Annotated in this window: 9 protein-coding genes; 6 read left to right on the top strand and 3 right to left on the bottom strand. The window is 72.4% G+C overall.

Annotation, left to right across the window (positions count from 1 at the left end; translation table 11 throughout):
* Window positions 1–328 precede the first annotated feature (328 nt).
* Entirely contained in the window at window positions 329–1,510 is a 1,182-nt protein-coding gene (locus ACIGHB_RS26790) for a glycerophosphoryl diester phosphodiesterase membrane domain-containing protein (protein WP_399916441.1), read from the bottom strand.
* A gap of 358 nt (window positions 1,511–1,868) precedes the next feature.
* Between ACIGHB_RS26790 and mtrA the strand changes: the two genes are divergently transcribed.
* The 6 genes from mtrA (at window position 1,869) to ACIGHB_RS26760 (ending at window position 9,432) form a co-directional block, all read left to right on the top strand.
* Entirely contained in the window at window positions 1,869–2,546 is a 678-nt protein-coding gene (mtrA, locus tag ACIGHB_RS26785; protein ID WP_360319652.1) for a two-component system response regulator MtrA, read from the top strand.
* Window position 2,547: 1 nt separating this feature from the next.
* Window positions 2,548–4,584, top strand: a complete 2,037-nt coding sequence (mtrB, locus tag ACIGHB_RS26780) for an MtrAB system histidine kinase MtrB (RefSeq protein ID WP_399916438.1) — start codon at window positions 2,548–2,550, stop codon at window positions 4,582–4,584.
* Complete coding sequence (locus ACIGHB_RS26775; protein WP_399916436.1) at window positions 4,574–6,445, top strand: LpqB family beta-propeller domain-containing protein; 1,872 nt, start codon at window positions 4,574–4,576, stop codon at window positions 6,443–6,445. Before mtrB ends, ACIGHB_RS26775 begins: the two co-directional genes overlap by 11 nt.
* A gap of 126 nt (window positions 6,446–6,571) precedes the next feature.
* The gene (locus ACIGHB_RS26770) at window positions 6,572–7,447 is read left to right on the top strand and encodes a ComF family protein (protein WP_399916434.1); all 876 of its coding nucleotides are present in this window, start codon (window positions 6,572–6,574) and stop codon (window positions 7,445–7,447) included.
* A gap of 294 nt (window positions 7,448–7,741) precedes the next feature.
* Window positions 7,742–8,428 (top strand): ribosome hibernation-promoting factor, HPF/YfiA family, encoded by a 687-nt coding sequence (gene hpf, locus ACIGHB_RS26765; RefSeq protein WP_376597442.1) that lies wholly within the window; start codon window positions 7,742–7,744, stop codon window positions 8,426–8,428.
* Window positions 8,429–8,667: 239 nt separating this feature from the next.
* Window positions 8,668–9,432, top strand: a complete 765-nt coding sequence (locus ACIGHB_RS26760; RefSeq protein WP_388878456.1) for a response regulator — start codon at window positions 8,668–8,670, stop codon at window positions 9,430–9,432.
* A 48-nt stretch (window positions 9,433–9,480) separates the two neighbouring features.
* Here the strand turns inward: ACIGHB_RS26760 and ACIGHB_RS26755 are convergent, their stop codons facing one another.
* Window positions 9,481–10,680: a winged helix-turn-helix domain-containing protein gene (locus ACIGHB_RS26755; protein ID WP_399916431.1), complete on the bottom strand. Its 1,200-nt coding sequence runs from the start codon at window positions 10,678–10,680 to the stop codon at window positions 9,481–9,483.
* A gap of 9 nt (window positions 10,681–10,689) precedes the next feature.
* The gene (locus ACIGHB_RS26750) at window positions 10,690–11,331 is read right to left on the bottom strand and encodes a GNAT family N-acetyltransferase (protein WP_360319664.1); all 642 of its coding nucleotides are present in this window, start codon (window positions 11,329–11,331) and stop codon (window positions 10,690–10,692) included.
* Window positions 11,332–11,344 lie beyond the last annotated feature (13 nt).

Below are 11,344 nucleotides of genomic sequence, written 5' to 3'. Positions count from 1 at the left end.
GTACTGCAGGGGGGACCCTGTGGGAGAGTAGGACGCCGCCGAACAATCATTGTGGGAAAGCCCCGCACCTTATGGTGCGGGGCTTTTCTGCGTTTCAGGGGTACCCGTCCCTACGCCGGCTTCACCAGGCCGGTGGTGTCGTACGGGACGGGCGCCGTGAAGGCCCTCACGGGGGGCTGGGTGGCTTCGTCCGGGTGCCGTGCGCCCCTGTGCCTGGGGGTGACTCGTATCGCCGTGAAGCGGGCGCTACGGGCTTTCCCGGGTACGAGAAAAGCTCCCGTCCTCGATGCCCTGGGGCGGAGGACGGGAGCTTTTCGAGGGGACGGGGTCAGTGCTGGGAAGGGGACTCGGCGGCCTTCGTGAGTTCCACGTCCAGGGCCTCGCGGCGGATGCGCTGGTCCACGTAGAGGAGCACCGTGACGCCGGCGGCGATCGGGTACGTGAGAGAGCTGCTGATGATGCCGCCGACCGCCATCACGATCAGATAGGTCCAGGTGAGCTCGAAGGCGGAGCCCGTACCGACGCCGTCGACGGCGAACGCGACCGCCGTGAACGGGATCGCCAGGACCATCGTGAAGACGGTGATGAGGAGCTGCGTCAGCACGGTGATGCCGAAGATCCGCCACCAGGAGCCGGCGACCAGCTTCGCGGAGCGCTTCAGCGCGGGGACGATGCCCTGGCGCTCCAGCATCAGCGCCGGAGAGGCCAGGCTGAAGCGGATCAGCAGCGAGACGATGGCGACCAGGGCGGCCGCGCCGCCGAGGACGGCCAGCGACGCGCCGCCGGCGCCGCCGAGCAGCAGGCCGGGGAGCATCGCCACGAAGGCGAGGAGACCGGCGGCCAGCGGCAGCGCCAGGGACAGGAGCAGGAGCTGGGGCAGACGGGGGCTCGCCTCGCGCCACGCCTCGGAGAGCGTCACCGGGCGGCCCAGGATGGCCCGGCTCACCACCACCGTCAGCAGGGCGCTGACGAAGACCGAGGCCGCCACCGAGACCAGCATGGTCGGGGCCAGCTCGGTCACGGACGCCCGCAGGTACGCGGAGGCCGCCTCCAGCTGCTCCGCCGGAGTCGCGTCCGCGTGCAGCGTCGGCACCTCCGAGGACAGATAACGCTGGACGAACATCAGGGCGACCTGGGTGACGACGGCCACGGGGACCGTGACCGCCAGCACCGTCCGCCAGTAGCGGCGGAGCGTCGCGACCGAGGCTTCGAGGATCTCGCCCACACCCAGCGGGCGGAGCGGGATCACACCCGGCTTCGGGGCCACCGGGGCGCCCTGGCCGCCCCCGGCGCGCTGCGGGGGCGTCGACCAGGCGCGACCGGGAGCCGGCGGGCGGTCGCGGCCGGCGGTCGGCGGCGACCAACGGCCGGCGGGCGGCTGGTCCTTCGACCACTGGGACGCGGAGTCGTTCGGCTCCGTGGGGGAGGACGGCCCGGGGATCGCGGGGACGTCGTCCTGGCCGTCGGAAGGGGCGGATCCGGGCTTGTTCCGGCCCGGAGTGTCGTTCACGGTCGTCCACCTCGGCGGATTGGGTCGCGGTGCCGGTCGGCGAACCGGCTCGGTCACGGCGGCCGTCCACGGTCGGGCGGCGGGCCGACCGCCATCGTGTCACGAGGGGCCCCGGCATGGACCTGAGCGGAACCCCCTTCTCGTAGAGGGGTACGAAGCTTGCTCCGGAACGTGGGCGTTCGGCTCCCGGCGGGGTACGGTTCTGGGCGACCGCGGGGGCACGGGGGTGACAGTCGTTACTGGCGGCGGAGCGCGCGTACACGGGGAGTCAGGGGGACCCGTCCGAGGCGTTGTCGCAGGTCAGTGAGGTATCTCACCAGCCGCCTTGAGACTGATACGGAAATGGGATGATGTCGATATGAAGGGACGCGTTCTCGTCGTCGACGACGACACCGCACTGGCCGAGATGCTCGGGATCGTGCTCAAGGGTGAAGGGTTCGAGCCGTCGTTCGTCGCGGACGGCGACCGGGCTCTCTCCGCATTCCGGGAGGCGAAGCCGGACCTGGTGCTGCTGGACCTCATGCTGCCCGGACGGGACGGCATCGAGGTGTGCCGGCTCATCAGGGCCGAGTCCGGTGTGCCCATCGTGATGCTGACGGCCAAGAGCGACACCGTCGACGTCGTCGTGGGCCTGGAGTCCGGGGCCGACGACTACATCGTCAAGCCGTTCAAGCCGAAGGAGCTCGTCGCCCGCATCCGGGCGCGGCTGCGGCGCTCCGAGGAGCCCGCGCCCGAGCAGCTCACCATCGGGGACCTCGTCATCGACGTGGCCGGGCACTCCGTGAAGCGGGACGGGCAGTCGATCGCCCTCACCCCGCTGGAGTTCGACCTGCTGGTCGCGCTCGCGCGCAAGCCGTGGCAGGTCTTCACCCGCGAGGTGCTCCTCGAACAGGTGTGGGGCTACCGGCACGCCGCCGACACCCGGCTGGTGAACGTGCACGTCCAGCGCCTCCGCTCCAAGGTCGAGAAGGACCCGGAGCGGCCGGAGATCGTGGTGACCGTCCGGGGCGTCGGCTACAAGGCGGGACCGAGCTGATATGAGCAAGGGCAGTACTGCTCCGGAGTCCCCGGACCCCGGGGGCCGTACGGGGCGGGCTGCCGGACCGGGACGGGGGGGCTCGCGTTCCGGCCGCCTGATACGCGGTGGACGACTGCTCCAGGACGGGACGCCGGGCGGCCGGGTCTTCCGGATCGTCGCCCGGCTGATCCGCCGGCCGCTGCTTCCGGCCGTACGGCTGTGGCGGCGGAACATCCAGCTGCGGGTCGTCGCGGGCACCCTCCTGATGTCCCTCGGTGTGGTCCTGCTGCTGGGCCTCGTCGTCATCGGGCAGGTCCGCAACGGCCTCCTCGAAACCAAGGAGAAGGCCGCCCAGATCCAGGCCGCGGGCGGGTTCTCCGCCGCCCAGGACCGGGCGGCGACCACCCCGAACGTGCCCGGAGAGGACGGCGTACGCGCCGGTTCCTCGGTGAACTGGCGCTCCACCCTCGTGGAGCAGCTCGCCAGCGGCGGCCAGAACGCCTTCAACGTGGTCGCGCTCTCGCTGGACTCCAGCGACACCGCCAGCCGCGGCGCCCGCGCCTCCGGCGAGGTCGACCCGGCGCGGTCCGTCCCCGTCGCCCTGCGGCACAACGTCGCGCTGGGCAACGTGCCGTACCAGAAGTTCGGGCGCATCCACTACACCAGCGACAAGCCGTCCGAGCCGGGGCTCGTGATCGGCAAGCGGCTCAACGACGCCGAGGGCAAGCAGTACGAGCTCTACTACCTCTTCCCGCTCACCCAGGAGGAGGACTCCCTCGCCCTGGTCAAGACGACCCTGGCGACCGCCGGACTCTTCGTGGTGGTGCTGCTCGGGGCGATCGCCTGGTTCGTCGTGCGGCAGGTCGTCACCCCCGTACGCATGGCGGCCGGGATCGCCGAACGGCTCTCCGCGGGCCGGCTCCAGGAACGGATGAAGGTCACCGGCGAGGACGACATCGCGCGCCTCGGTGAAGCCTTCAACAAGATGGCGTCCAACCTCCAGCTGAAGATCCAGCAGCTGGAGGAGCTGTCGCGGATGCAGCGGCGTTTCGTCTCCGACGTCTCGCACGAACTGCGGACCCCGCTGACCACGGTCCGGATGGCGGCCGACGTCATCCACGAGGCCCGGGTCGACTTCGACCCCGTCACCGCGCGCTCCGCGGAACTCCTCGGCGACCAGCTCGACCGCTTCGAATCCCTCCTCTCCGACCTGCTGGAGATCAGCCGGTTCGACGCCGGCGCCGCCGCCCTCGAAGCCGAGCCGATCGACCTGCGGCAGGTGGTGCGCCGGGTCATCGGCGGCGCCGAGCCGCTCGCCGAACGCAAGGGCACCCGGATCGTCGTCGTCGGCGACGAGCAGCCCGTCGTGGCCGAGGCGGACGCCCGCCGCGTCGAGCGCGTACTGCGCAACCTCGTGGTCAACGCCGTCGAGCACGGCGAGGGCCGGGACGTCGTCGTGAAGCTGGCCGCGGCCGGCGGGGCCGTCGCCGTCGCCGTACGCGACTACGGCGTCGGCCTGAAGCCGGGCGAGGCCACCCGGGTCTTCAACCGCTTCTGGCGGGCCGACCCGGCACGCGCACGTACCACCGGCGGAACCGGCCTCGGCCTGTCGATCGCCGTCGAGGACGCCCGACTGCACGGCGGCTGGCTCCAGGCATGGGGCGAGCCCGGCGGCGGCTCCCAGTTCCGCCTGACGCTGCCGCGCACGGCCGACGAGCCGCTGCGGGGCTCCCCGATACCGCTGGAGCCCGCCGACTCCCGGCGCAACCGGGAGCAGGCCGCCGCGGCACGCACGCAGGACACCGCCCGGAACGCCTCCGTGCCGGTCCAGCCGGCCGGGGAGCGGCCCCCGCTCTCCCCCGTACCGCCGCGGATCCCGGGGCCGCCCAGAGCGGCCGTCGACCCGGCGGCGCTGCCCGGCAGCGGGGCCCGGGTGGTGGCCCGTACGGCGGCGGACACGGAACACGGCCACGGCACAGGTCAGGACCGGGGCAACGGCCGGGGCAACGGCACGGCGGGGAACGCGGAGCGGGAGGACGGCACAGGTGAGCGCTGACGCGCGACTGCGGGCGGGGCGGGGACGGAGCGGACGGACGCTGGCGCTCGCCGCCTGCGGCGGACTCCTGGTGACGGGCTGCGCCACCATGCCCGACAGCGGTGACGTCCAGGCCGTACGGGGGGCCAACCCCGGGGACTCGCAGGTGCGGGTCTACGCCGTCGCCCCCCGCGACAACGCCAACCCGGACGATATCGTCGACGGCTTCCTGGAGGCCATGACCAGCGACGACCCCGGCTTCGCGACCGCCCGCAAGTACCTGACCCAGAAGGCCGCGAAGAACTGGAAGCCGGAACAGAGCATCACGGTGCTCTCCACCGCGCCCGACCGCGAGCCGGCCGACCGCCACGCGGACCCCGAGAACCGGGGCCGCGCCTACCCCATCTCCGGCCGGACCATCGCGACCGTGGACTCCCGGCACGCCTACCAGGCGATCAGCCCGGTGGAGTACGCCCAGGCGATCCACGTCGTGCAGGAGCCCGTGGCCAACGGCAAGGACAAGGAGTGGCGGATCGACACCCTGCCGCCCGGCCTGGTCCTCGGCGAGGCCGACTTCCTCCGCAACTACCGGTCGGTCAACAAGTACTACTTCGCCTCCGGCGAGAACCGGCTCGTCGCCGACCCCGTCTACATCCGGCAGCGGCAGGACCCCGTCACCCGCATGGACCCGGTGACCCAGACCGTGAAGTCGCTCCTCGCCGGGCCGACGAACTGGCTGCGGCCGGCCGTCGACGCGCCCTTCCCGTCGGGCACGGGGCTGAAGGCGGGCGTCACCACGCTGAGCACGGACGACCAGTCCACGCTCAAGGTGCCGCTCAACGTGAAGGCCGACCGGTTCGGCGGCGAGGTGTGCCGGCGGCTCGCCGCCCAGCTGCTCGTCACCCTCGGCGACCTGCCCTCCGTACGGGTCGACCAGGTGGAGCTCCAGGACGTCGACAACAACGTCGTGTGCCGGCTCGGGAAGGCGCAGGCCGCCGAGTTCGAGGCGGTCCGGGACACCGGGCAGGCCGAGACCCCGTACTTCATCGACGACGACGGCCGGATGAAGGCGCTCCAGAGCGGCGGGAAGGACACGGTCCAGACGGCCGACGTGCCGGGTCCGCTGGGCCGGGGCGCGGAGCCGCTGGGCTCGATCGCCGTGGCCCGCGGCGGGACCCGGGCGGCCGGCGTCTCCAAGGACGGCGGCTCGCTCTACGTCTCCTCGATCACCACCGAGCAGGAGCAGCCGCCGGCCGTGTTCAGGAGCGCGGCCGGCGCCGCCGCCGGGCCGAAGAACCGGCTCTCGCAGCCCAGCTGGGACGGGCAGGGCAACCTGTGGGTCGCCGACCGGGCCAAGGGCCACCAGAGACTGATTCTCGTACCCGACGGCGACGGCAAGTGGATCGAGGTCCACACGCCGTGGCTGACGGAGGACACCCGCGTCGAGTCGCTGCGGGTCTCCGCGGACGGGGTGCGCATCGCGCTCCTGATCACCCGGGACGGGCGGACCACCCTCCAGATCGGCCGGATCGAGCGGCAGGACGGCATGGACGAGCAGGTCGTGTCGGTGGACGGGCTCCAGCCCGCCGCGCCGCGCATGGAATCGGTCTCGTCCGTCTCCTGGGCCGGTCCCTCCCGGCTCGTCGTGGTCGGCCGGGAGGCCGGCGGGGTGCAGCAGATCCGCTACCTCCAGACCGACGGCTCCACCTCCGCGAGCTCGGTGCTGCCGGGCCTCAACGGGGTCAACGGCGTCGCCGCGCCGCACCGGGAGACCGAACCCCTGATCGCCTCCTCCGGCAACGACGGCATCGTGCGGCTGATGCCGGGCGCCAACTGGCAGCCGGTGGTGAAGTCGGGGAACGAGCCGGTCTACCCCGGGTAGCCCCGCCCCGGGGATCGATGGGGCGCCGGGGTAGCGCGGGGCCGGCTGTTCCGCGGTTGCCGAGTTGTCCACAGGGCCTTGTCCACAGGGGTGGCGGCGCCGTCCCGGCCCCGACAGAGTGGACGTATGCGGGGCTGGTGGCGCGAGATCTCCGGGCTGGTGCTGCCCGGCGCGTGCGAGGGGTGCGGGGCGCCTCGCACGGGACTGTGCGCGCGGTGCGCGGGGGTGCTGGCGGGCGACGGCGGGAGTGGTTACGGCGACGGTGTCGGCGTGGGTGCCGGTGGCGACGGGGGGAGTGGGGGCGGGGGAGGGGGAGGGGTGGGCCCCCGGAGGGTGTGGCCCGTGCCCGAGCCGCCGGGGTTGCCCGTGGTGCATGCCGCCGTGCCGTACGAGGGCGTGGTGCGGGCGTTGTTGATCGCGCACAAGGAGCGTGGGGCGCTGGGGCTCGGCCGGGTGCTGGGAGATGTGCTCGCGCGGGCCGTGGAGGCCGGTGTGGGCGGCTCCGGGGGCCGTCCGCTGCTCCTGGTGCCGGTGCCGTCCTCGCGGCGCTCCGTGCGGGCGCGGGGGCATGATCCGACGCGGCGGGTGGCTCTGGCCGCGGCGGCGCGGCTGCGGGGGGCGGGGCGAGCGGCGCGGGTGGTGCCGGTGCTGCGGCAGCGGCGGGCCGTGGCGGACCAGGCGGGGCTCGGGGCGCGCGGGCGGCGGGCGAACCTGGCGGGGGCGCTGGAGGTGGTGCCGGGCGGCGGGCGGCTTCTGGCGGCGGGTCGGGTGGTCCTCGTGGACGACGTGATGACGACCGGCGCGACGCTCGCGGAGGCGGCGCGCGCCCTCGGAGTCGTACACCCGCCGTTCACCGACGGGGCGGCGGAAAGATCCCGGAGTGATTTCGCGCAGCACGAATTCGAACAGCGGGTGGCGGCTGTGATCGCATCATCTCCCGCCTCGTTCGAAATAAACCGGAACTCGCCAAGAACTTGGATCGTTGCAGGTGGTGAGAGGTGAAAGCGCCCGAATGGAGGTAAGTCTCGGCAGCGGGTGCCGACACCCGTCCGAAGGGGCTATGTTCGGTTGTGAGGGAGGCGTGAATGCCCGCCCTCACCGCACATATGGTTGCGCCTACAGGACAGGAGTTCAGGGCGAATTAACCTCTCGTCGATGGGGTGGCGATCTTGTCGGCTGGGGAGGAGGAGGTCGAAGTCGCCAAGTCCGAGCTTCGGTGAGACCGCCGGAGCTGGTGCAAAGGGAGATGCCCGCCGGCCTAGGAGCCGGGTGGGCGATCCGGGAACGGAGTTCTGCGTGGACATCGTCGTCAAGGGCCGCAAGACCGAGGTGCCCGAGCGGTTCCGCAAGCACGTGGCCGAGAAGCTGAAGCTGGAGAAGATCCAGAAGCTCGACGGCAAGGTGATCAGCCTCGACGTCGAGGTGTCCAAGGAGCCCAACCCGCGGCAGGCCGACAGGTCCGACCGGGTGGAGATCACCCTCCACTCCCGAGGCCCGGTCATCCGGGCGGAAGCGTCGGCCGGCGACCCGTACGCGGCCCTCGACCTGGCCAGCGACAAGCTGGAGGCCAGGCTTCGCAAGCAGCACGACAAGCGTTACACCCGCCGGGGCAACGGGCGGCTCTCCGCGGCGGAGGTCGCCGACGTCGTCCCCGGTGTCGCCCAGCTGAACGGGCAGGGCGAGCTCGTCGCCGACGAGACCGGCGGCGAGGTGCCCACCACGATGATGGGCTCGATCGAGGTCCAGGGCGAAGGCCCGCTGGTGGTCCGCGAGAAGACGCACAAGGCCGCCGCGATGGGGCTGGACCAGGCCCTCTACGAGATGGAACTGGTCGGCCACGACTTCTATCTCTTCGTCGACGCCGAGACCAAGCAGCCGAGCGTCGTCTACCGGCGCCACGCGTACGACTACGGCGTCATCCACTTGGAGAACGACCCGCTCGCCGAGAACAGCGGCGGTGCGGGCGGTGCGCTCGGCGGCTGACCCGTCGAACGGCAGACCGGACGGCCCGGCCGTCCGGTACCGCACCACCCGCCTCACACGTCCCGTCCGGTGCCCCTGGAGCGCTTCTCGCGATCGCCAGGGGCACCCCTGTGTGCCCCTGGGGCCACCCCGGGACCGCCGGGGCATGAAATCATGGCGTGCACGCCAACCGGTGCTTCCCGGGCAGTGGTTGGGGGACCGGAAACGAATTCAGGCCACGGCCTTCAGGGGGAGGAACGATGGCAGACAGCTTCGGCCCGGTGCTCAGCGGGCACGAGCGCGGTGCGCTCGCCCATGAGGATGCTCCGGAAGGATCGGAATCGGCCAGCGAGGCGGCGCGCAAGGAGCCGATCCGGGTGCTGGTCGTGGACGACCACGCGCTTTTCCGGCGCGGACTGGAGATCGTCCTCGCCCATGAGGAGGACATCCAGGTCGTCGGCGAGGCGGGCGACGGCGCCGAGGCGGTCGACAAGGCGGCGGACCTGCTGCCCGACATCGTCCTGATGGACGTACGGATGCCCCGGCGCGGTGGCATCGAGGCGTGCACCTCCATCAAGGAGGTGGCCCCCAGCGCGAAGATCATCATGCTGACGATCAGCGACGAGGAGGCCGACCTCTACGACGCGATCAAGGCGGGGGCCACCGGCTACCTGCTCAAGGAGATCTCCACCGACGAGGTGGCCACCGCGATCCGCGCCGTCGCGGACGGGCAGTCGCAGATCAGCCCGTCGATGGCGTCGAAGCTCCTCACCGAGTTCAAGTCGATGATCCAGCGCACGGACGAGCGCAGGCTCGTCCCCGCGCCCCGGCTCACCGACCGCGAGCTGGAGGTCCTCAAGCTCGTCGCGACCGGCATGAACAACCGGGACATCGCCAAGGAGCTCTTCATCTCGGAGAACACGGTGAAGAACCACGTGCGGAACATCCTGGAGAAGCTTCAGCTCCACTCCCGCATGGAGGCCGTGGTCTACGCGATGCGGGAGAAGATCCTGGAGATCCGGTAGCGGAGATCCGGCAAGCGGAGATCCGGTAGGCCGAGATCCGTTAGGCGTTCACGCGTCCAGCGTATTCGTGAGCCGCGGGGTCAGCTCCGGGGGGTCCACGCGCTCGACGCGGACCGTGTCGCAGCCGACCCAGTCCGCGGCCTCGCGGAGCGCCTGGGCGACCGCGGGGACCGCCTTCGGGCCGTCCAGGGAGACCTGCTTGGCCACCAGGGTGCGGCCCTCGCGGGCGGGGTCCACGCGGCCGACGAGCCGGCCGCCGGCCAGGACCGGCATCGCGAAGTAGCCGTGCACCCGCTTCGGCTTCGGCACGTACGCCTCCAGGCGGTGGGTGAAGCCGAAGATCCGCTCCGTGCGCGCCCGCTCCCAGATCAGCGAGTCGAAGGGGGAGAGGAGCGTCGTGCGGTGCCGGCCGCGCGGCTCCGTGGCCAGCGCCGCCGGGTCCGCCCAGGCCGGCTTCCCCCAGCCCTCCACCGTCACCGGCACCAGGCCCGAGTCCGCCACCACCGCGTCGAACTGCTCGGCCTTGAGCCGGTGGTAGTCGGCGATGTCCGCGCGCGTGCCCACGCCCAGCGCCTCGCCCGCCTGCCGGACGAGCCGGCGCACGCACTCGGTGTCGTCCAGGTCGTCGTGGCGCAGCTCCCCGGGGATCGCCCGCTCCGCCAGGTCGTACACCCGCTTCCAGCCGCGCCGTTCGGTGACGACGACCTCGCCGAACATCAGCGCCCGCTCGACCGCGATCTTGGTGTCGGACCAGTCCCACCACTCGCCCTTGTTCTTGGCGCCGCCGAGTTCGGTCGCCGTGCGGGGGCCCTCGGCGCGCAGCTGGTCGATCACCTTGGCGTAGGAGCCGTCGGCCAGCTCGTGGTGCCACTGGGGGCGGTCGCGGTAGGCGCGGCGGCGGAAGGCGAAGAGCGGCCACTCCTCGACGGGGAGGATGCAGGCGGCGTGCGACCAGTACTCGAAGGCGTGGCCGTCCGACCAGTACGCCTCCTCCACGGCGGGGCGGCCGACGGCGCCGAGGCGCGCGTACGGGATCAGTTCGTGGGAGCGGGCGAGGACCGAGATGGTGTCCAGCTGGACCTGGCCGAGGTGACGGAGTACCCCGCGCACCCCGGCCCTGCGGTCGGGCGCTCCGAGGAAGCCCTGGGCGCGCAGCGCGATGCGGCGGGCTTCGGCGGCGGAGAGCTCGGCGACGGGCTGGGGGGCGGGCTTCGGGGCTGTCTGGGGAGTGGTCGGCACGGTCGTCATGCGGAAACCCTAGGCCCCCGGACCGACAGTGCCGGAGCCCTCGGGGCGGGCGGCCGGACGGGGGTCCACGGTGGGCGGGGCGTCGCGGGGCGGGAGGTAGGGGACGGGGCTGGGGAGGCCGAAGTCGGAGGGGAGCAGTGCGCCGATCCAGGCGTCCCTGAGGGTGCCGTGGTGGAGCAGGCCGGCGCGCTGGACGCCTTCGAGGGTGAAGCCGACGCGTTCGGCGACGGCGCGGGAGCCGGTGTTGCCGACCTCGGCGCGCCAGATGAGCCGGACGCAGCCGAGGCCGGTGAAGGCCCAGTGGGCGGCGGTGCGGACGGCCTCGGCCATGTAGCCCTTGCCGCGCTGTTCGGGGGCCAGCCAGAAGCCGACCTCCCAGACGCCCTGGCCGCGGTCGTGCAGGCCGGTGGCGGCGATGAGGGGGCCGCCGTCGAGCGGTTCGACGGCGAAGCTGTAGTCGGTGTCGTCGCGCCAGCCGTCGGGGACCAGGCGGTTCAGGAAGAAGGCGGCGGCCTCGCGGGGGTACGGGTCCGGGACGGTCGTCCAGCGGCGGATGGCGGGGTCCTGGCAGTGGGCGTACACGATGTCCTCGTCCTCGGGGACGAAGCCGCGGAGCCGGAGGCGTTCGCTGGTGAGCGTGATGGGATCCATGCCCGGATTGTGG

The sequence above is a fragment of the Streptomyces sp. NPDC085460 genome (assembly GCF_044541975.1).
Classification (GTDB): domain Bacteria; phylum Actinomycetota; class Actinomycetes; order Streptomycetales; family Streptomycetaceae; genus Streptomyces.
The sequence above is the reverse complement of the archived record's forward strand: the minus strand, read 5'-3'. Positions and strand labels throughout refer to the sequence as shown.